This is a genomic window from Bacillus sp. PK5-006 (assembly GCF_054161415.1).
Genome location: NZ_CP096414.1, coordinates 344,287 through 364,706 on the forward strand (window position 1 = coordinate 344,287; position 20,420 = coordinate 364,706).

Genomic DNA, 20,420 nt, shown 5'->3' on the forward strand with positions numbered 1-20,420 from the left:
GTGCAAAATGACACAAAACCAAATTTCAATTCATGTAAAGTCAGTGATGAAACCAGAGACGGAGCCGGCTGAAACGATCGAATTCCGCACGACTGGAACGTACCAAGAGAAGAATGACAAAACGTATCTCACTTACCATGAAGAACATGAAATGGGTCAAGTAAAAACCGTTGTGAAAATGAGTGAAAAAGAAATTTTTGTGATGAGATCAGGGGCTATTCAAATGAAGCAGCGCTTTCTTATTGGAGAAACGACCGTCACACATTACACGATGCCATTCGGTACACTTCAGCTAGATGTGCACACACATGGTATTGATCTCGATGTGGACAAGGGGCTGCTGCACATTACGTACGATATGCTGACAGGAGAAGATCAAAAGCATTTACATACATTATCGATTTCGTATAAGGAGGATTTACGTTCATGAATATCGCAGAACAGGTCAAAGATGCGTTAAAAGAAGAAATCATAGCGGCAGTCGTCAAAGCAGGACTTGCCGATGAAAGCCAGGTGCCAGATGTCTTTTTAGAAGTGCCGAAAGACAAAACTCACGGAGATTACTCTACCAACATGGCGATGCAGCTTGCCCGCATTGCGAAAAAAGCACCTCGTCAAATCGCAGAGGACATCGTCAATGCGGTTGATAAAGGGAAAGCTTCCATTGAAAAACTGGATATCGCAGGTCCAGGATTCATTAACTTTTATATGAACAATCAGTATTTAACAAAGCTCATTCCAGCTGTTCTTGAGGCAAAAGAAGCTTATGGCGAAACGAATACAGGCGGCGGTCAAAAGGTGCAAGTCGAATTCGTCTCAGCCAACCCAACAGGTGACCTTCACCTTGGACATGCCCGCGGTGCAGCTGTAGGAGATTCCCTTTGCAACATCCTTGATAAAGCAGGGTTCGATGTGAGCCGTGAATACTATATCAACGATGCAGGAAATCAAATCAATAACCTCGCTTTATCTGTAGAAGTACGTTATTTTGAGGCACTCGGTCTTGAAAAAGAAATGCCTGAAGACGGCTACAGAGGAGAAGACATCAAAGGCATCGGACAAAAGCTTGCGGATGAATTTGGTGACCGTTTCGTGCATGAGCCGGAAGAAGAGCGGATGAAGTTCTTCCGTGAATACGGCTTGAAATACGAATTAGAAAAATTACGTGTAGACCTTGAGAATTTCCGTGTGCCATTTGATGTATGGTATTCAGAAACTTCTTTATATGAAAACGGAAAAATCGAACCAGCGCTGGAAACACTTCGTGAAAAAGGCTATGTCTTTGAAGAAGACGGCGCAACATGGCTCCGTTCAACTGATTTTGGCGATGATAAGGACCGTGTACTGATTAAAAAAGACGGCAGCTTCACTTACCTGCTTCCAGACATCGCATATCATAAAGACAAATTGGACAGAGGCTTTGACCAGCTCATTAACATTTGGGGAGCGGATCATCACGGCTATATTCCTCGGATGAAAGCGGCGATCCAAGCACTTGGATATCCAGCTGACAAGCTTGAAGTAGAAATCATTCAGCTTGTGCATCTTTACAAAAACGGCGAAAAGATGAAGATGAGTAAGCGTACAGGAAAAGCCGTCACAATGCGTGATCTGATTGAAGAAGTCGGCTTAGATGCGACTCGTTATTTCTTTGCGATGAGAAGTGCGGCGACACATATGGACTTTGACCTAGATTTAGCGATTTCTACGTCTAACGAAAACCCTGTGTACTATGCACAATATGCACATGCGAGAATTTGCAGCATGCTGCGTCAAGGTGAAGAAAAAGGCTATGAACCGAACCTTGAAAAAGCCGATTTCTCTCACATTCAATCGGAAAAAGAATACGATCTTCTGAAAATCATTGGCAGCTTCCCAGAAGTTGTAGCAGAAGCAGCTGAAAAGCGTATTCCGCACCGCGTGACGAACTATATTTATGACCTTGCATCAGCCCTTCACAGCTTCTACAATGCCGAGAAGGTCATTGACGCAGAAAACGAAACAAAAACAACAGCACGTCTTTCACTCATGAAAGCAACACAAATCACGCTTGCGAATGCATTAAAACTAATTGGTGTATCGGCACCGGAGAAGATGTAATGAAATGAAAGAAAGCCCCACTCTATTGAATGAGTGGGGCTTTTTCGTATAAAACCCCGCTATCCTCAAGAGATAGCGGGGTTTTGAAAATTATCCAAGCGTATTAATTATGTTAGAAATAGAATCAAATAATTGGCTAAGTACATCAGAGAACATATTTTTGCCTCCTCTCTTTTCTTTTTACATCTACTTAACGAAGGGAATGAAGGGTTGGATCACTTTTTCTAAAAAAATTTTAAAAAAGATAATGGCATAGAAAAAAGCACCGCCTATTCGGGTGCTTTTTGGCCTTAAGTTATGAATGAATGCGCAGCTTCACGTCTCCATTTGTACACGCTAGCTGAACGTTTCCACCAATCGGGAAGGTGAACACTGGCTGTGTATGTCCGAAATCGACGTCGTAAATCACTGGGATGTGTTTGAGCATTGGGTGCTTATCTAGGATGAATCTTAATTGTTCCTCTGTCATGTTGGACTTCTTCTGAAAGCGCCCGATGATCAACCCTTTGATTGTTTCTGCATGCTGCAAGAGCGAAGTAAGGTCTCTGGCGAACATTTCAGGGAACACCAACTCATCATCCTCCACAAATAAGATCGCATCCTTTACATTCGGCATAAACGATGTCCCTTGCAGTAAGTTCAGTGTACAAAGGTTTCCGCCAAACAAGGTGCCTTCAGCTGTTCCTTCCTGATATATGTTCCATTTCGCCGGATGAAACTGCCTGTTCGCTTGATCTAAATACCACGCGTCATCACTCCATTTTGTCGAAGGAATCACATCAAACGGTTCGCCGCCGTTCATCAAGCAAGCTTGAAACATAGCGGTCTGCTCCTCCTGTCCCTGTTCCATTTGAAAGCTTGAGAAATGGGGGCCAGAATATGTCACCATATCACATTTCGCTGTAATGGCGCTTGCAAGTGCAGTGATATCACTATAGCCGCAAAGGACTTTAGGATGCTGTCGGATCAAATCGTAATCAATATAAGGCAAAAGCTCATTGCAGTTGAAGCCTCCGATGGCTGTCAAAATACCATCGACTTCATTATCTCTGAACGCCTCATGCAGATCAGACAAGCGGTGTTCAATAGACGATGAGGAATGAAGGTCACATTCAAACACGTGCTGTCCAAAAGAGACAGTGAAGCCTAAAGACTCTAAACGTTTTTTCGCTTGAGAAATTCCTTCTTTTGATAAAATGCTGGCACTTCGGCTTGGGGCAATGACACGTATATGGCTCCCTTTTTTAAGAGGTGAGGGGGTATGCATAAACAGATCTTCCTTTCCATCACATATTTCTTTATTATATCGGATCAAATAGTGAAAGTCTGTAAAGGCTAGGAGAAAGGATTGGGTCGTGCGTTTCATACAAGCTGTGCAAAGGGTATGGAAGAGAAAAAGACAGAATGAGGGCGGAGAATGTGAAAAAGAGAAGACTGGAATTTTTATTTTTATATTTTATGATATTCGGGGCATATGTGGTGTATTGGTGGACTGTGCCGACGTGGAGCGTTCAGCTGTACGCAGCGATTTATATCGCCATTATTTTATTTAGTATCATCTCACTCATGCTGGAGAACCGTACATCACAGCACACGTTGTTATGGATATATGTGCTCATTTTTTTCCCGATCATTGGCTATATGTTCTATCTGTTCTCAGGGCAGCTCTATGTAAAGGGTCATTTATTCAAATCAAAGAGAATGTATAACCGCGAGAAATTACGCAGAATCTCTGAGCTTGAGAGTAAGCCGAATGAGTCAAGTTTAACCGATAATCAGCGTGCTTTTTTTCATTACACAGAAAAAGCAACAGGTATGCATGTGAACACAAATAGTGATATGGAGATTTTAAAGAATGGGGAGGAGACGTTCCCCAGAATTTTTGAAGAGTTAAAAAAGGCAAAATCGTTCATTCATATTGAATATTACATGTTCAAATCCGATTTCCTCGGCCACCGGATGATGGAGATTTTGATTGAAAAAGTGAAAGAAGGGGTAGAGGTCCGTTTCATATATGATGCGGCTGGCAGCATCCGCTTCTCGCGAAAAGATATTAAACGCTTGAAGCAGGCAGGGGTTAAGGTCGCTCCTTTTCTACCTTTAAAATATGGATTCTTTAATCAAAAATTCAATTTTCGAAATCACCGAAAAATCGTCATTATTGATGGAGAGACAGGGTTTGTCGGCGGGTTAAATGTCGGCAAGGAATACGTAGGACGGGATGAAAAGATCGGCTTTTGGCGTGATACACATGCCATGTTAAAGGGTGAGGCTGTTCAGACCCTTCACTCCGTTTTTATGCTGGACTGGGAGTATGTATCAGATGAAGTGTTAATTGATGATCCGAAGTATCATACGCCGCATTCTGTGACAGGCGAGGATGTCATTCAGGTTGTACCAACTGGACCTGATATGAAAGAAAGTATGAGTGATTTATATGATGCCCTCATTTCTAATGCGAAACAATTTGTCTGGATTGCCACACCTTACTTTGTACCAAACGAATCGATTCGCACTGCGCTCAAAATCGCTGCCACAAGAGGGGTGGATGTCCGGGTGATGGTACCGGAGATCAATGACGGCTTTCTCACGCAATATGCCACACGATCCTATTTTTCTGAGCTTCTAAAAGAGGGCATCAAGGTGTATCACTATCAAAAAGGGTTTATGCATCAAAAGGTGATGATCTCAGATGGAGAACTCGCATCTGTCGGCACCGCGAATGTCGATATGAGAAGCTTTCAGCTCAATTTTGAGGTCAATGTCTTTACAGCTGCGAAAAAGCCAATTGAGCAATTGATGGCCCACTATGAGGAAGATATGAAGGAATGTGAGCAAATGGGTCCTGTACATTTTTATAAAAGAGGCTTAAAAGAGCGGTTGAAGGAATCATTTGCCCGGTTGTTTTCTGGCGTATTATGAGGATTTCCAGTCAAAGAAATCATTTCCTGATCTAGTATTTTGAAGAGGATTCCTCTATAATTGAAAATGATTATCAATTATAGAGGAAATGAGGTTCTTTTACATATGCTAAAACGCTTTTTCGCCTATTACAGGCCCTATCGCGGTCTGTTCTTTTTAGATTTCTTTTGCGCTGTCGCAGTTGGATTGATGGAACTTGGTTTCCCGCTGATTGTGAACTACTTCATTGATACATTATTACCAACAGGGAATTGGAAGGTCATTGCATGGACCGCACTTGCTCTGTTTATCATTTATGCACTCAGCTCGGTTATGCAGTTTATTGTGTCGTACTGGGGGCACATGTTAGGTATCAATATTGAAACAGATATGAGGAAGAAGCTGTTTGATCATTTTCAGCGTCTCTCATTTAAGTTCTTTGACAACAACAAAACGGGTAAGCTTATGTCTCGAATGACAAATGACCTCATGTACATTGGTGAGGTGGCTCATCACGGACCTGAGGATTTGTTTATTGCAATTATGACGATTCTTGGCGCCTTTGCTGTCATGCTGATGATTAACTGGCAGCTGGCTATTTTAACCTTCTTGATCATGCCAGTCATCATCTGGCTCGCTCTTCATTTTAATAAGAAGATGACGCAGGCGATTACACAGCTGAACAATGACATTGGAGACTTTCATGCAAGGGTTGAAAACAATATTGGCGGCATTCGTCTTGTGCAAGCCTTTGCCAACGAACATTTCGAGAAAAAGCGTTTTGCTGAAAACAACAACCGCTTTCGGAAAGCGAAGCTTCTTTCATATAAAATCATGTCGGTTAACGGCTCAATCAGTTACATTCTCACCCGTCTTGTGACACTGTTTGTCCTTCTGGCAGGGACATGGTTTGTTCTGCAGGGTCAATTAACGGCAGGTGGATTTATCGCGTTTGTTCTCATTACAAACGTCTTATTCAGACCGATTGATAAGATCAACACAGTGATTGAAATGTATCCGAAAGGAATTGCGGGCTTTAAAAGCTATGTCGATTTACTTGAAACAGAGCCAGATGTGAAGGATACAGAGGGAGCTCGTGATGTATTTGGGCTAAAAGGTGAAATTGAATATCGAAACGTGACATTTGGCTACGATGAGCACAGCCATGTGTTAAAGGATATCGATTTGAAGATCAAACAAGGAGAAACTGTTGCGTTTGTCGGTCCCTCAGGAGCCGGGAAATCGACGATTTGCAGTTTGCTGCCACGTTTTTATGATGTGGATAAAGGGGAGATTACGATTGATGGTGTGAGTACAAAATCGATGACCCTGTCTTCTTTAAGACAGCAGATCGGCATTGTGCAGCAGGATGTCTTTTTATTCTCAGGCACCATTCGAGAAAACATCGCGTACGGCAACCTAGAAGCCAGCGATGCAGAGATTTGGGAGGCTGTACGTCGTGCGCATTTAGAGGAACTCGTTCAGCGTTTCCCAGAAGGATTAAATACGGTGATAGGCGAGCGCGGCGTCAAATTGTCAGGCGGTCAAAAGCAGCGCTTGTCAATTGCGCGGATGTTCCTAAAAAATCCTTCGATTCTTATTTTAGATGAAGCCACATCAGCACTTGATACAGAAACAGAAAAAGCCATACAAGATGCACTAAGCGAACTGGCTGTCGGCAGGACAACACTCGTCATTGCCCACCGCTTGGCAACAATTAAACACGCCGACCGTATCATCGTCGTGACAGAGGAAGGCATCCAAGAACAAGGCCGCCACCAAGATCTCATTCAAATGGGCGGCGTATACAGCAGACTGCATGAAGCGCAGTTTGGTCATTGATCAGCGCGTAGACAGCCTCGCATTCGCCCGCAGTTCTGCGTGCCGGTGCTCACGAATGTCAATTCGCTCCGCTCCGGTACTCGTCCTTCCTAGGGCTGCAAAGGTTTTCTATCACGCTGAATGAAAAACAATCTGAGCCCTTTTGATAAAGGGCTTTTTTTGTTAGGATAGAAAAAACGTTTGTAGGAAGGATCTGATGGAATGAAGGGGCTTCGGCGATTACAAAAGGGCGATAAGATCGGTATTTTTTCACCTTCTAGTCCTGCATCAGCGACCTCGCCTCTTAGGTATGAGCGGGCGAAGAAGTGGCTTGAGCAAAAAGGATTCATTGTGGTACCAGGATCATTAACAGGGAAAAAGGATCACTACCGTTCAGGTACAATTCAAGAACGAGCAGATGAGCTGAATGAGCTGATGGCTAAAAGGGACTTGTCGTGCATCATGTCAATGATTGGCGGGACGAATTCAAATAGTTTGCTGCCTTATCTTGATTTTGACCTGCTGAAACAACATCCGAAAATCATGATCGGTTATTCAGATGCGACAGCGATTCTTTTAGCGGCGTACGAAAAAACGGGACTGCCTGTTTTCTATGGGCCGGCGCTTGTTCCTTCTTTTGGCGAGTTTGAACCGTTTGTCACTTATACATATCAGTCGTTTGAGGACATCCTGATGTCCCATCAAACCATTCCTTATCAGATTGAAAAACCGCCTTTTTGGACAGATGAACGAATCAATTGGGAAGAAAAGACGGGTGATAAAAAGCAGCGTCCAAACGATTGGGTGTGCGTCATAGAGGGACAGGCAGAAGGCAGATTGATCGGCGGAAACTTGAATGCGATGTACGGCATATGGGGAAGTGAATTCATGCCAGCGGTGAAAAACGGAGACATCCTTCTCATTGAAGATTGTATGAAAACCGCGTCAGTTGTAGAAAAGAACTTCTCTTTATTGAAAGTAAATGGAGTGTTTGAACGGGTATCAGGGATTCTTTTAGGAAAACATGAGCTGTTTGATGATGAAGGAACGGGCAAAGAACCTTACGAGATTTTACTTGAGGTGCTTGGAGAGACAAAAAGACCGCTCATCGCTGATTTTGACTGTGCCCATACGCACCCAATGCTTACGATGCCAATCGGGGCACAAGTGAAAATGGATGCATCCTCCAAACAAGTTTGGTTAACAAAAGAGTGGATATAGCAAAAGAGCAGCCCGCGGCTGCTCTCCCAGCATGTAGACAAACCCTCGCATTCGGTGTCAGGCCTGCGTGCCGGTGCTCACGAATGTCAAATTCGCTCCGCGCCGGTACTCGTCCTTCCTAGGCTGCAAAGGTTTTCTATCACGCTGAAAAGAAGACAAAGGGCTAAAATCAACATCATTTTAGCCCTTTGTCAACCAATCTGAAAGAGCAGCCCGAGGCTGCTCTTCTTTATGAAACCGTCTCTTTTTCAAACGGCTGAAGGAGATCTTGCGCTTTTTTCCCCTCTACGACAATTAAGTAGTCAGACTCTAAATGAGTGAGCCTGAAGGTTTCAAGCTCTACGATGTTCTTAATGCTACACATTGTTTTTTTAGAATACACATATATACGATGCTGAGCCTGCTGGCACTTTTCATAAAGAGAAATAAGCTTATGTAAATTCAACGCTTTCGCAGCGATTCGGATTGAATAGATTTGAGACATCTTCATATCCTCCTGTTAATTACTTTCTCACAATAGCTTTGTTACCCCCATTTGCACAAAGGTAAACCTTTCTTTATGATTTCCACTCAATGGTTCCTCCGCCCGTCCGCCGATTGCCCCTTATCGCAGACAGCTCTTCGACTAGACGGAGCAGAGCCTGATCCTTTAATTTTGCTTCAATCATGAAATCTACATCCCGGCCATACGGTTTTAATGCTTGAAAAAGCGGTAAGACAAAATTCATATCTACTCCATCTGCATGACTGCGTATAGCTTTTTCTGATTTTGGTGAAGACAAATGGATTTTGGGCGGAATGCCAGTGTTTGTCCACGTGTCGAACATTCTTGACAGGATGTCATCGAGTGCGGCATCGTCATCTTTATTTGCCACGTGATGATGGTAATCAAAAACAAACGGAATGTCATGCTTTTCACATACACCAAGCGTTTCGAGCGACGTATATGTTTTGTCATCGTTCTCAAGTGTCATTCTCGCTTTGATATGAGCTGGAAGCTGTTTGATATTTTCATCAAAGCGTTGAAGAGCCGATTCTTTATCGCCGTACGCCCCGCCTACATGAATGTTCATGTAGGCTTCCTTATCGAGCTTCATCGCCTCAAGCATCTGATAATGATACGTCATATCGATGACGGCATTTTCTGTAATTGAAGGTTTGGGGCTAGTAAACAAGGTGAATTGATTGGGGTGAAAGCTGACCCGTAAGCCGTGCCGTTTCACCAGCTTGCCGATCTCAAGAAATTCTTTGTGAAAAGGTGTCACAAAGTCCCAGAGCACCTCTGGATGGGTCGCGAGCGGGACGATCGAGCTTGAAAAACGGTAAAGCGGGATATCATGAGCAATGGCGAAATAAAGCGTTCTTAATGTATTCACGAGATTGGCCTTCGTTGTTCGCAATAAAGCCTCTTTTCTTTCTTCCTTAGCGAGCTTGCTGTATCTAGCAAAGGTCAGTGACTTGGCAGGAGAAGCCTCCCACAAGGTGACGGCATTTGATACATAACCAAATCGATAACGCATAGGTCATCTCCTTTATAAAAAATACGAGAACATGGCGGCAACCCACTCAAGCGGCCGAGTGAAAAGCGGGCGCTTTGACAATGTTTCTTCTGTCAAGATCTCAGAAACCTCCATATGCTCCCGAATCTTTTCTTCTACGTGTGCAGTAAAAGCGGGATCATCAATGGCTACATCTACTTCTTCGTTTAAAAACAAGCTGCGTTTATCAAAATTCGCGGTACTGATCATACAGCGGCTGTGATCAATCAAAATGGCTTTCGAATGATAAAACCCTTTATAAAAACGATAAACAAGACATCCAGAGGCAATGAGGTCCTTCAAATAATGAAAGCCAGCCTCTTTGACAAGTGGATGATCCGCTTTCATTGGAATGATGATTTCAACTGTGACGCCCCGCTTTCGTGCATCAAGCAGCGCCTTTAGAAGAGGGGCTGATGGAATAAAATAAGGCGTACAGATGATGATCTGTTTCCTCGCCTGCTGAATATCTTGGAGAAATAAAGCTTCTAAAGAAAAGCCGGCAGTCGCGCGTGTTGTGCATTGTAATGTTCCCGGTTCCAATGCAGGGAAAACCTCATATTGCAGCTGATGAATGCCAGACGAACGGTACAAATCATTCAGAAACACATGCTGGAGATCTGCGACAACCTGTCCGGTCATCCGCAAATGATAATCCTTCCAAATGCCAAACCGGCCTTTCTTCCCAACATATTCATCGCCTATATTAAATCCGCCAATATAGCCAATTTTCCCATCAATCACCGTAATTTTACGGTGATTTCTCATGTTTAGACGGTAAATCAAAAAAGGAAAACGAGGCTTATTTAAAAAGTAGAATTGAATCCCGCTTCTTTCTAGCATGTCAATCGCCTTTTGATCAAACGGATAGGAGCCTAATCGGTCGGTCAGCAAAAAGACGGAAACTCCTTGCTCTGCTTTGGCTTTCAAGGCTTGTAAGACCCTTTGACCAATCTTGTCGTTCTTTACAATAAAGAACATCATATGAATAGAAGAAGAGGCCTGCTGTATATCGGTAAGCAGCTGATCGAAAAATGGTTCGCCATCATGATAAAAGGCGGCATCGCCGCTTGTTTGGTTAAAAGACCGTTCAAATGCGTGAGTAGAAAAATATTTCCTCCCCATATAAAGGTCTAACATCACGAGCAAAACGATGGCAATGAGTACGAGTAGGATGATCAATGCGATCATGAAACTTCCTCCTTTTTTGCATATTTCAATAGTGTACCCAAACGCGTAAAAAATATTGACTGAATACTCATTCATTATTTATGATAGAGGTACAACATGGAAACGGAACAAAGTGGGTTTTGGGAATGAAAGGGGGAGCAAGATGAATAGCCTTTTAATTATCAACTTGATCGCATTTGCGGCGGTGACCGCTTACGCAGTGTATTTGTTTGTTTATCTCATTCGAACACGAGCGGCGTATATTCGTCTTGGTAAAAAAGAAGAGTTTCAACAAGACATGAAGAAACGCTTAGAGCGTGTTTGGGTCAATGTATTTGGGCAAAAGAAGCTGTTAAAGGACAAGAAGAGCGGTATCATTCATGTGCTGTTTTTCTACGGATTTATCCTCGTACAGTTCGGAGCCCTTGATTTTATTCTGAAGGGGCTTATTCCAGACAGCGGGCTTCCTTTAGGTCCGGTGTACGGCGTCTTTACGTTTTTCCAAGAGGTGGTCACACTTCTCATTTTAGTGGCCGTTGTATGGGCTTTTCATAGAAGATACGTGGAGAAGCTTGTCCGTTTAAAACGAGGCTTCAAATCGGGTCTAGTGCTTTTATTTATTGGCGGCTTAATGCTGACAGTCTTACTTGGGAACGGCATGAACATCATCTGGCATGGACACTCTCTATCACCAACTGAGCCAATCGCTTCTGGTATTGCTTTCTTGCTGGGCGGAATTTCACCTCTTGCGGCTGCGATTGTTTTTTATGCCGCATGGTGGGTGCATCTTCTTATTTTGCTGACATTCTTAGTATATGTTCCGCAGTCAAAGCACGCTCATCTGATTGCAGGGCCTGTGAACGTATTTGTCAGCAGATTAGACCCGCCAGGCAAGCTGCAAAAAATCGATTTTGAAGATGAGACACAAGAGACCTTCGGTGTGGGAAAAATTGAAGACTTCCGTCAGTCTCAGCTCATCGATCTTTACGCCTGTGTGGAATGCGGGCGCTGCACGAATATGTGCCCGGCAACAGGGACAGGGAAGATGCTGTCTCCGATGGATTTGATTTTAAGGTTAAGAGATCATTTAACCAATAAAGGGGCCGCTATTACATCAAAGACACCTTGGGTCCCGCAGCTTGCCTTCAAGCAGACAACAGGAAACCAGCTGGCACTGCAGGCGAGAGGAGCAGGTGCGGAAGAGTCGGCTGCCAGCTCGATATATCATCCTTCTCTTATTGGAGAGGTCATTACAGAAGAAGAAATCTGGGCATGTACGACGTGCCGAAACTGTGAAGACCAATGCCCTGTCATGAATGAACACGTTGATAAGATTATTGATATGCGCAGATATCTTGTCTTGACTGAAGGAAAAATGGACGCAGATGCACAGCGTGCCATGACAAGCATTGAGCGCCAAGGGAACCCGTGGGGGCTGAACCGGAAAGAAAGAGAAAATTGGCGTGAACTGAGAGAAGATGTGCATGTGCCAACAGTGAAAGAGCTGAAAAAAGCAGAGCAAACCTTTGATTATTTATTCTGGGTTGGTTCAATGGGGGCATATGACAATCGAAGCCAAAAGATTGCGCTTGCCTTTGCGAAGCTACTCAATGAAGCGGGGGTCTCCTTTGCGATCCTAGGCAATAAAGAGAAGAACTCAGGTGATACACCAAGAAGACTCGGAAACGAATTTTTATTCCAAGAGCTTGCTGCAAAAAACATTGAAGAATTCCAGAAAAACGGCGTTACAAAGATCGTCACGATTGATCCACACGCCTACAACTTATTTAAAAATGAATATCCAGACTTCGGACTTGAGGCAGAAGTGTACCATCATACAGAATTACTGGCAGAGTTAGTGAAAAAAGGGAAAATAACACCTGTACATGAAGTAAACGAAGTGATTACCTTCCACGACTCTTGCTACCTAGGCAGATATAACGAAGTGTACGACCCACCAAGAGACATTTTAAAAGCCATTCCTGGTGTGACGCTGAAAGAAATGGAGCGCAACCGTGAAACTGGTATGTGCTGCGGAGCAGGCGGGGGCTTAATGTGGATGGAAGAAGAGACGGGTACCCGGATTAACACTGCACGAACGGAGCAGGCGTTACAGGTCCAGCCGTCCATCATCAGCTCAGGGTGTCCTTATTGCTTAACGATGCTGGGAGATGGGACGAAGGCGAAGGAAGTAGAGGAGCAGGTAGGCACATTTGATGTCGCCGAACTTCTTGAAAAATCAGTGTTTGGTGAGCCTGGAAAGCAGGTGTCGTAAACATGACAGGCCGATGAATAGGATGTTCATCGGCTTATCCATGGCGCTGTTTCATCAGCTGCCTAAATGATATGTAAGCGGTAACAAACGGGGAGGGGCATATATGAGTACGACGGTCATTGTATCTGGAGCAAGAACACCATTTGGAAAACTAGGCGGTGCTCTTAGTGGTTTGACTGCCGCAGAACTAGGCGGTATAGCGATCAAGGCTGCACTGGAAAGAGTTTCGGGTTCTCATGAAATAGATGAGGTCATCATGGGAAGTGTTTTACAAGGAGGGCAAGGGCAGATTCCTTCAAGGCAAGCAGCAAGGTATGCTGATCTTCCTTGGTCTGTTCCAACACAAACCATCAATAAAGTCTGTGCATCCGGAATGCGCAGTGTGAGCACGGCAGATCAAATCATTCGAGCCGGAGATGCTGAGGTCATCGCGGCGGGCGGTATGGAATCGATGTCTCACGCTCCTTATCTGCTAAAAAAAGCGCGATGGGGCTACAAAATGGGAGATGGTGCAGTACAAGATGCGATGATTTTAGATGGATTGACCTGTTCGTTTACAGGCGTTCATATGGGTGAGTATGGAAGTATGGCTGCAAAGGAGCTCGGCATCACGCGCGAAGAGCAGGATCTGTGGGCACTAAGAAGTCATGAACGGGCCATCGAAGCGCAAAAAAACGGCTTTTTTCAACATGAAATCACCCCCGTCACCGTCAAAATAAAAACGGGAGAACGGCTGATCACAGAAGATGAGTCTCCGCGGCGTGATACGTCGTATGAACGGCTGTCAAAGCTCATGCCTGTTTTTGATCAGAAAGGTACCATCACCGCTGGAAATGCACCAGGTGTCAATGATGGTGCAAGTGCGCTCCTTTTAATGAAAGACACGTATGCTGCACGGCATGACGTAAAGCCAATGGCAGTCGTTCTCGGTCATGCTCAGGTTGCTGTAGAGGCGAAGGATTTTCCGAAAACACCAGCCTTTGCTATCGAGAAGCTTTTAAAGAAAACAGGAAAGCGCCTAGAGGATATTGATTTGTTTGAAATCAATGAGGCCTTTTCAGCTGTGGCTTTGGCATGTGAAAAAATAACCGGGATCGACCGGCGGAAAATGAATATCAACGGGGGGGCTGTCGCACTCGGTCATCCGATTGGGGCAAGTGGAACACGCGTGATATTGACATTGATTCATGCATTAAGACAAAGAGGCGGAGGCATTGGCATTGCGGCGATTTGCAGCGGAGGTGGTCAAGGAGACGCCATCATGATAAAGGTAGATGAAAAGGGAGGCGTTTATTGATGAGTATAGAAGAGACCGTTATGGTTGTTGGGGCTGGTCAAATGGGATCAGGCATTGCCCAAGTGTTTGCTCAGTCAGGCTATACAGTCCTGCTCCATGATGTATCAGAAAAGCAGATTCATCGAGCGATTTCCTCCATGACCAAACAACTGACGAAGCGGGCAGAAAAAGGAAAGCTGGCACATCAGGCAGTCCGAGATATTACGCAGCGGCTTGCCGTTTCCACAAATTTAAAAGACATGCAGCAGGCTCATTTAGTCATAGAAGCCGCATCAGAACAAATGAGTGTGAAAAAACAAATCTTTGAAACACTTGATCAATTTGCAGAGGCTGAGGCCATATTTGCGACAAACACGTCTTCCTTGTCGATCACAGAATTAGCAGCTGTGACGAGCAGACCGGAGAAAGTGATTGGCATGCATTTTATGAATCCGGTTCCTGTCATGAAACTGGTTGAAGTCATTCGAGCACTGCAAACAAGTGATGACACATATCAAGTTGTTTATGAAACAGCGAAGACATTAAACAAAACCCCAATTGAAGTGGAAGACTTCCCGGGGTTTGTATCAAATCGCATATTGATGCCAATGATCAATGAAGCCATTTACACCTTGTATGAAGGCGTAGCAGATGCAGAAAGCATTGATGACGTGATGACACTTGGGATGAATCATCCAATGGGGCCGCTTCGTCTAGCTGATTTCATCGGACTTGATACATGTTTATTTATTATGAATACCCTTCACGAGGGACTTGGAGACAGCAAATATCGGCCTTGTCCTCTTTTGAAAAAATACGTGAATGCAGGCTGGCTGGGCAAAAAGACAAAGAGAGGTTTTTACACATACCACGACCACTCATAGGGGGAGTCAAGATGGATGTTTTGCTTACGGATAAACAGCGTCTCTGGAGAGAACAGACAGCAGAATTTGCACGCCAGCGTATATTCCCTGAAGTAGAAGCCATGGAACAAGGCCGGTTTCCAAAAAACCTTTTAAGTGAAATGGGACGGCAAGGCTATCTTGGGATTCCAATACCAGCTTCGTATCAAGGCTTAGGAGCAGATTTTACAACGTATATCATCGCAATCCATGAATTATCGAAAGTGAGTGCGACCATCGGTGTCATTGTGTCCGTTCATACATCTGTTGTGACGATGCCTATTTTGACTTTTGGAACGAAGGAACAAAAAGAAACTTATGTGCCGCCGCTTGCATCCGGGAAGAAGCTGGGCGCCTTTTGTTTGACTGAACCAAAGGCTGGATCAGATGCCTCCAGTATTCAGTTAAGAGCAGAGCGTGTGGGCGACGATTATGTATTAAATGGGACGAAAATCTTTATCACAAGCGGCGGAGAAGCAGAGATATATCTTGTCTTTGCGGTGACTGATCCGGCTTCTGCGAGAAAAAATATATCGGCGTTCATTGTCGAGAAAGATACGCCGGGATTTACGATTGGAAAAGATGAGAAAAAGATGGGACTGCACGGTTCAAAAACAGTCACGCTTCATTTTGATGGCGTGCGGATTCCAAAAGATCAGCTGCTCGGTGCAGAAGGAGAGGGCTTTCAAATTGCCATGTCCAGCCTAAATGCAGGGAGAATCGGAATTGCGGCTCAAAGCCTTGGCATTGCAGAAGCCGCTTTAACCGAGGCAGTGACCTATTTAAAGAAGCATCCAGCAGGTCTTGAAACGACCATTCGACTGGGCGATTTGGCGGCGAAGCTTGAGGCAGCCAAACTGCTCGTCTATCAAGCGGCTTCTTTCAAAGAGGCAAATCGACCGGTCACAAAGGAAGCATCAATGGCAAAGCTATTTGCTTCAAAAACGGCGGTAGAGATCAGTACAGAAGCGATCCATTTGCTAGGCATGGATGGTTATACGAATCGCTATCAAGCAGAACGTTACTTTCGTGATGCGAAAATTTGTGAAATCTATGAAGGAACAAGTGAAATTCAAAGGCTGGTCATCTGTAAACAGCTAATATGAAACGAGGTGGCTCACGATGCAGTTCCAATTAAGTGATGAACATGAAATGATTCAAAAAATGGTGAGAGACTTTGCGAAAAATGAAGTGGAGCCAACAGCAGCAGAACGAGACGAAACAGAGACATATGATCCATCTATTTTTCGCAAAATGGCGGAGCTCGGTTTGACGGGTATCCCTTGGCCGGAAGACGTGGGCGGAATTGGCAGTGACTATTTAGCCTACGTCATAGCAGTTGAGGAGCTTTCAAGAGTGTGCGCCTCTACAGGCGTCACCCTGTCCGCTCATACATCTCTTGCTTCATGGCCAATCTATACATTTGGAACAAAGGAACAAAAAGAGAACTACTTAAAGCCACTTGCAGAAGGACAGAAGATAGGAGCATACGCGCTTACTGAGAGCGGTTCAGGCTCAGATGCCGGCGGGATGAAGACAACGGCCGTCAAGGCAGGCAGTGAATATGTCCTGAACGGGGCGAAAATTTTTATTACAAATGGAGGCATTGCAGATTATTATATTGTGTTTGCCGTAACAGACCAAGAAGCTTCGTCTCGAAATACAACTGCTTTTATTGTAGAAAAAGAGACCCCTGGTTTTTCCGTTGGCAAAAAGGAAAGCAAACTGGGCATACGTTCTTCGCCAACAACTGAAATTCGATTTGAAGATTGCCGAATCCATGAAAGGAATCGGCTCGGTCAAGAAGGAGAAGGGTTCAAAATAGCCATGATGACACTCGATGGCGGCAGAAACGGCATTGCTGCACAGGCGGTTGGGATTGCTCAAGGCGCTCTTGATGCGGCGGTTGATTATGCCAAGGAGCGTAAACAATTTGGCAAACCAATCATTCAGCAGCAAGGGATCGCCTTTAAGCTGGCTGATATGGCAACAGCGATTGAAGCATCAAGGCTGCTTACTTATCAGGCGGCATGGCTTGAAACGAAAGGCCTAACGTATGGAAAGGAATCAGCCATGTCCAAGCTCTTTGCCGGTGATACAGCGATGAAGGTGACGACAGAAGCGGTTCAAATCTTCGGCGGGTACGGCTACACAAAGGATTACCCAGTCGAACGATACATGCGTGATGCGAAAATCACTCAAATTTATGAAGGAACTCAGGAAATCCAGCGTCTGGTCATCTCAAGGAAACTGCTAGATATATAGAAAACAAGCAAAGACCGCCTGAACGTGGGGTGGTCTGTTTTCGTTCGTCATGCAGTTTTCAAATGTAAGCGCATTGTCAATGTTCATCCATATCATCATCGTATTATGTTAAAATTAGGGAAAATATCAATATGGAGGTTATGATGATGAACTCAACAATTATGGGCATTTTGGCAATCGTCACGATGGTGATCTGGATCATGGTGTCCGCGGAGCTTTCCAAATCTCCAAAAAAGCAGGAAGAAAAAGAAAACAGCCGCAGAAAACTAATCGTACTCATGTCTGCTGGAATGTTATTCACGATTCCTATCGTTGTCTCACTCATTCAGAACATCCCATTTTAAAACAGACGAGAAAAAACTGAACGACAAAAAGCATACCGTACACACTCTAGGTGCTCCCCGTGAGAAAAATCAAAAATTAACATCAATAAAGGTGGCATAAACTCCCCTAATTTGTTTATAATGAGAGGTATGGTTTGTCGTAAGAATAAGGTATAAATACTTATTATTTCACTGATAAATGGATACATACATGTAATAGAAAGGGAGTGTCTGACCTTGAGTTTGAAAGAATACTCACAGGAACAGCTCAAACAAATGTCTTTAGTTGAACTTGCTTATGAAATTTTCAGAGACAGCAAAACACCAATTACGTTTTCCGAGTTAATAGATGAAATTGTCCGTTTGCAAGGAATACAAAAATCTGATCTTGACGATCGACTTGCTCAATTTTATACAGACTTAAATATAGATGGCCGCTTTATTTCGTTAGGTGATCAGAGATGGGGACTTCGCAGCTGGTATCCAGTTGATCAAATCGAAGAAGAAGTTCAGCCAGCTGTGAAAACAAAAGCGAAAAAGAAAAAATCAAAAGCAGCTGTCGTTGAAGACGACTTCGATGAGATCGAAGAGGAAGAAGAAATCGACGAGCTTGAAGAAGACCTTGATCTTGTTGAAGACGACGATGATCTCGACCTAGACGATGATGAAGAAATTGAAGAAGATCTTGAAGACTTCGACGAAGATGATGATGAAGATGATGACGGCTTAACGGAGATTGATGAAGACGATTTAGACGATGATGAGGAAGACAAATAACCCTCTCAAACCGGTCCTCAAAACAGGACAAAACCGTCTTGACTTTCGAGAGCGAACTATGTAGTATGTATTTTGGGCTCTCTAAAAAAGAGTACGTAAAGATACGTTCATTTACGCTCCCTTTCATTTATTTGAAAGGGAGCTTTCTTATTTTTCAAGAGATTTAGGGATACACTCTAAAAAGGATGAAGCTGTGCATGTGTAGACATGTAAGGGTAAAAAAGAGAGGAGCATACGAAATGACAAAGTATATTTTTGTAACAGGAGGAGTTGTTTCCTCACTTGGAAAAGGAATCACGGCTGCATCGTTAGGCCGCCTTCTGAAAAATAGAGGGATGGATGTTACCATTCAAAAATTCGATCCATACATCAACGTAGACCCAGGGACAATGAGTCCATACCAGCACGGTGAGGTTTTTGTCACAGATGATGGTGCGGAAACAGACCTTGACTTAGGTCACTACGAGCGTTTCATTGATATTAACTTAAACAAGTACAGCAACGTCACAACTGGTAAAATCTATTCTACTGTTCTGAAGAAAGAGCGCCGCGGTGATTACTTAGGTGGAACAGTACAGGTCATTCCCCACATTACAAATGAAATCAAAGACCGCGTGTACCGTGCCGGAAAAGAAACGGGTGCAGATGTGGTCATTACAGAAATCGGCGGAACAGTAGGAGATATCGAATCCCTTCCATTCCTTGAAGCCATTCGTCAAATGAAGAGTGACATCGGCCGTGAAAACGTGATGTACATTCATTGTACCCTTGTTCCTTACATCCGTGCAGCGGGTGAATTGAAAACAAAACCAACACAGCATAGTGTAAAAGAACTTCGCAGTCTTGGTATTCAGCCAAACGTCATCGTGGTCAGAACGGAAATGCCAATGACGCAAGATATGAAGGACAAAATTGCGCTATTCTGTGATATTGATACAAAAGCTGTTATCGAATGTCAGGATGCAGACACGCTATACTCCATTCCGCTTGATTTACAAAAACAAGGGCTGGACAAGCTAGTATGTGAACATATGAAACTTGACTGCCAAGATGCGGACATGACGGAGTGGACAGCGCTTGTTGATAAAGTGCAAAACCTTTCGAAACAAGTCACAATTGGTCTTGTAGGGAAGTATGTTGAGCTGCAAGATGCTTATATTTCAGTCGTTGAATCACTTCGTCATGCTGGTTATGCGTTTGATGCAGATGTTCAAATTAAATGGATCAATGCAGAAGAAGTGACAGCAGAGAATATCGCTGATTTCGTACAAGATGTTGACGGTATTATTGTTCCTGGAGGCTTCGGAGACCGCGGAGTAGAAGGGAAAATCATTGCTACACAATATGCCCGTGAAAACAAAGTGCCATTCTTCGGAATCTGCTTAGGAATGCAAGTGGCATCTATCGAATACGCGAGAAACGTATTAGGCCTTGAGGGAGCTCATTCAGCAGAAATTGATCCTGAAACAGCATTCCCAATCATTGACCTTCTTCCAGAACAGAAGGATGTAGATGATCTAGGCGGAACACTTCGTCTCGGTCTATACCCTTGTAAATTAAATGAAGACTCAAAAGCATTTGCTGCATACAATGACGAAGTGGTCTACGAACGCCACCGTCATCGCTACGAGTTTAATAACGAATACAGACAGCAAATGGAAGCAGCAGGCTTTGTCTTCTCAGGTACAAGTCCAGACGGACGTCTTGTTGAAATTATTGAGCTGAAGGATCACCCTTGGTTCCTTGCTTCTCAGTTCCACCCAGAATTTGTTTCAAGACCGACAAGACCACAGCCGTTATTTAGAGATTTCGTTGGTGCTTCACTTCAAGCATCTGAATCAAAATAAAACA

The 20,420-nt window shown here is 44.0% G+C and carries 17 protein-coding genes; 13 read left to right on the forward strand and 4 right to left on the reverse strand.

Annotated features, from left to right (window positions below; translation table 11 throughout):
* Positions 1-7: 7 nt before the first annotated feature.
* Both M1D84_RS01730 and argS read left to right on the forward strand, forming a co-directional pair.
* Positions 8-430, forward strand: a complete 423-nt coding sequence (locus tag M1D84_RS01730; protein WP_003215400.1) for a YwiB family protein — start codon at positions 8-10, stop codon at positions 428-430.
* The gene (gene argS, locus M1D84_RS01735; RefSeq protein ID WP_458106386.1) at positions 427-2,100 is read left to right on the forward strand and encodes an arginine--tRNA ligase; all 1,674 of its coding nucleotides are present in this window, start codon (positions 427-429) and stop codon (positions 2,098-2,100) included. Before M1D84_RS01730 ends, argS begins: the two co-directional genes overlap by 4 nt.
* 295 nt (positions 2,101-2,395) lie before the next feature.
* Here the strand turns inward: argS and M1D84_RS01740 are convergent, their stop codons facing one another.
* Positions 2,396-3,367 (reverse strand): S66 family peptidase, encoded by a 972-nt coding sequence (locus M1D84_RS01740; protein WP_458106387.1) that lies wholly within the window; start codon positions 3,365-3,367, stop codon positions 2,396-2,398.
* Between the two features lie 137 nt (positions 3,368-3,504).
* Between M1D84_RS01740 and cls (M1D84_RS01745) the strand changes: the two genes are divergently transcribed.
* The 3 genes from cls (M1D84_RS01745) to M1D84_RS01755 all read left to right on the forward strand — a co-directional run bounded on the left by cls (M1D84_RS01745) (position 3,505) and on the right by M1D84_RS01755 (position 8,043).
* Complete coding sequence (cls, locus tag M1D84_RS01745) at positions 3,505-5,022, forward strand: cardiolipin synthase (protein ID WP_415475587.1); 1,518 nt, start codon at positions 3,505-3,507, stop codon at positions 5,020-5,022.
* Positions 5,023-5,127: 105 nt separating this feature from the next.
* Positions 5,128-6,843, forward strand: coding sequence for an ABC transporter ATP-binding protein (locus M1D84_RS01750; protein WP_332285062.1), 1,716 nt, complete (start codon positions 5,128-5,130; stop codon positions 6,841-6,843).
* A gap of 201 nt (positions 6,844-7,044) precedes the next feature.
* Positions 7,045-8,043: a S66 family peptidase gene (locus tag M1D84_RS01755; protein ID WP_270126787.1), complete on the forward strand. Its 999-nt coding sequence runs from the start codon at positions 7,045-7,047 to the stop codon at positions 8,041-8,043.
* 229 nt (positions 8,044-8,272) lie between these two features.
* Here M1D84_RS01755 and M1D84_RS01760 read toward each other — a convergent pair whose 3' ends face one another.
* The 3 genes from M1D84_RS01760 to cls (M1D84_RS01770) all read right to left on the reverse strand — a co-directional run bounded on the left by M1D84_RS01760 (position 8,273) and on the right by cls (M1D84_RS01770) (position 10,772).
* Complete coding sequence (locus tag M1D84_RS01760; protein WP_024423759.1) at positions 8,273-8,527, reverse strand: hypothetical protein; 255 nt, start codon at positions 8,525-8,527, stop codon at positions 8,273-8,275.
* 73 nt (positions 8,528-8,600) lie between these two features.
* Entirely contained in the window at positions 8,601-9,563 is a 963-nt protein-coding gene (uvsE, locus tag M1D84_RS01765) for a UV DNA damage repair endonuclease UvsE (RefSeq protein ID WP_342492659.1), read from the reverse strand.
* Positions 9,564-9,575: 12 nt separating this feature from the next.
* Positions 9,576-10,772 (reverse strand): cardiolipin synthase, encoded by a 1,197-nt coding sequence (cls, locus tag M1D84_RS01770; protein ID WP_044330945.1) that lies wholly within the window; start codon positions 10,770-10,772, stop codon positions 9,576-9,578.
* Positions 10,773-10,914: 142 nt separating this feature from the next.
* Here cls (M1D84_RS01770) and M1D84_RS01775 point away from each other — a divergent pair, with 142 nt between their 5' ends.
* The 8 genes from M1D84_RS01775 to pyrG all read left to right on the forward strand — a co-directional run bounded on the left by M1D84_RS01775 (position 10,915) and on the right by pyrG (position 20,416).
* Positions 10,915-13,026, forward strand: a complete 2,112-nt coding sequence (locus M1D84_RS01775) for a heterodisulfide reductase-related iron-sulfur binding cluster (RefSeq protein ID WP_044330942.1) — start codon at positions 10,915-10,917, stop codon at positions 13,024-13,026.
* Positions 13,027-13,129: 103 nt separating this feature from the next.
* Positions 13,130-14,323 carry an acetyl-CoA C-acetyltransferase gene (locus tag M1D84_RS01780; RefSeq protein WP_044330940.1) on the forward strand — a complete coding sequence of 398 codons (1,194 nt, stop codon included), beginning with the start codon at positions 13,130-13,132 and terminating at the stop codon, positions 14,321-14,323.
* Positions 14,323-15,186: a 3-hydroxybutyryl-CoA dehydrogenase gene (locus M1D84_RS01785; protein WP_044330938.1), complete on the forward strand. Its 864-nt coding sequence runs from the start codon at positions 14,323-14,325 to the stop codon at positions 15,184-15,186. The genes M1D84_RS01780 and M1D84_RS01785 overlap by 1 nt, the downstream gene beginning before the upstream one ends.
* A gap of 11 nt (positions 15,187-15,197) precedes the next feature.
* A complete protein-coding gene (locus M1D84_RS01790) occupies positions 15,198-16,310 on the forward strand; it encodes an acyl-CoA dehydrogenase family protein (RefSeq protein ID WP_044330936.1) in 1,113 nt (370 codons plus the stop codon).
* A gap of 16 nt (positions 16,311-16,326) precedes the next feature.
* Positions 16,327-17,469, forward strand: a complete 1,143-nt coding sequence (locus tag M1D84_RS01795) for an acyl-CoA dehydrogenase (protein ID WP_332285059.1) — start codon at positions 16,327-16,329, stop codon at positions 17,467-17,469.
* Positions 17,470-17,615: 146 nt separating this feature from the next.
* Positions 17,616-17,813, forward strand: a complete 198-nt coding sequence (locus tag M1D84_RS01800) for a hypothetical protein (protein ID WP_197172998.1) — start codon at positions 17,616-17,618, stop codon at positions 17,811-17,813.
* A gap of 216 nt (positions 17,814-18,029) precedes the next feature.
* On the forward strand, positions 18,030-18,569 hold the full coding sequence (gene rpoE / locus M1D84_RS01805) for a DNA-directed RNA polymerase subunit delta (RefSeq protein WP_024423751.1): 540 nt from the start codon (positions 18,030-18,032) through the stop codon (positions 18,567-18,569).
* Positions 18,570-18,808: 239 nt separating this feature from the next.
* Positions 18,809-20,416: a glutamine hydrolyzing CTP synthase gene (gene pyrG, locus M1D84_RS01810; RefSeq protein ID WP_024423750.1), complete on the forward strand. Its 1,608-nt coding sequence runs from the start codon at positions 18,809-18,811 to the stop codon at positions 20,414-20,416.
* The last annotated feature ends 4 nt before the right edge of the window (positions 20,417-20,420 follow it).

What these genes read in the sequence shown, in the direction of transcription:
- M1D84_RS01750 (WP_332285062.1), top strand. Translation starts at nt 5,128, where the DNA reads ATGCTAAAACGCTTTTTCGCCTATTACAGGCCCTATCGCGGTCTGTTC.
- M1D84_RS01755 (WP_270126787.1), top strand. Translation starts at nt 7,045, where the DNA reads ATGAAGGGGCTTCGGCGATTACAAAAGGGCGATAAGATCGGTATTTTT.
- M1D84_RS01775 (WP_044330942.1), top strand. Translation starts at nt 10,915, where the DNA reads ATGAATAGCCTTTTAATTATCAACTTGATCGCATTTGCGGCGGTGACC.
- M1D84_RS01780 (WP_044330940.1), top strand. Translation starts at nt 13,130, where the DNA reads ATGAGTACGACGGTCATTGTATCTGGAGCAAGAACACCATTTGGAAAA.
- M1D84_RS01785 (WP_044330938.1), top strand. Translation starts at nt 14,323, where the DNA reads ATGAGTATAGAAGAGACCGTTATGGTTGTTGGGGCTGGTCAAATGGGA.
- M1D84_RS01730 (WP_003215400.1), top strand. Translation starts at nt 8, where the DNA reads ATGACACAAAACCAAATTTCAATTCATGTAAAGTCAGTGATGAAACCA.
- M1D84_RS01760 (WP_024423759.1), bottom strand. Translation starts at nt 8,527, where the DNA reads ATGTCTCAAATCTATTCAATCCGAATCGCTGCGAAAGCGTTGAATTTA.
- M1D84_RS01800 (WP_197172998.1), top strand. Translation starts at nt 17,616, where the DNA reads ATGAACTCAACAATTATGGGCATTTTGGCAATCGTCACGATGGTGATC.
- M1D84_RS01795 (WP_332285059.1), top strand. Translation starts at nt 16,327, where the DNA reads ATGCAGTTCCAATTAAGTGATGAACATGAAATGATTCAAAAAATGGTG.
- cls (WP_415475587.1), top strand. Translation starts at nt 3,505, where the DNA reads ATGAGGGCGGAGAATGTGAAAAAGAGAAGACTGGAATTTTTATTTTTA.
- uvsE (WP_342492659.1), bottom strand. Translation starts at nt 9,563, where the DNA reads ATGCGTTATCGATTTGGTTATGTATCAAATGCCGTCACCTTGTGGGAG.
- M1D84_RS01740 (WP_458106387.1), bottom strand. Translation starts at nt 3,367, where the DNA reads ATGCATACCCCCTCACCTCTTAAAAAAGGGAGCCATATACGTGTCATT.
- cls (WP_044330945.1), bottom strand. Translation starts at nt 10,772, where the DNA reads ATGATCGCATTGATCATCCTACTCGTACTCATTGCCATCGTTTTGCTC.
- pyrG (WP_024423750.1), top strand. Translation starts at nt 18,809, where the DNA reads ATGACAAAGTATATTTTTGTAACAGGAGGAGTTGTTTCCTCACTTGGA.
- argS (WP_458106386.1), top strand. Translation starts at nt 427, where the DNA reads ATGAATATCGCAGAACAGGTCAAAGATGCGTTAAAAGAAGAAATCATA.
- M1D84_RS01790 (WP_044330936.1), top strand. Translation starts at nt 15,198, where the DNA reads ATGGATGTTTTGCTTACGGATAAACAGCGTCTCTGGAGAGAACAGACA.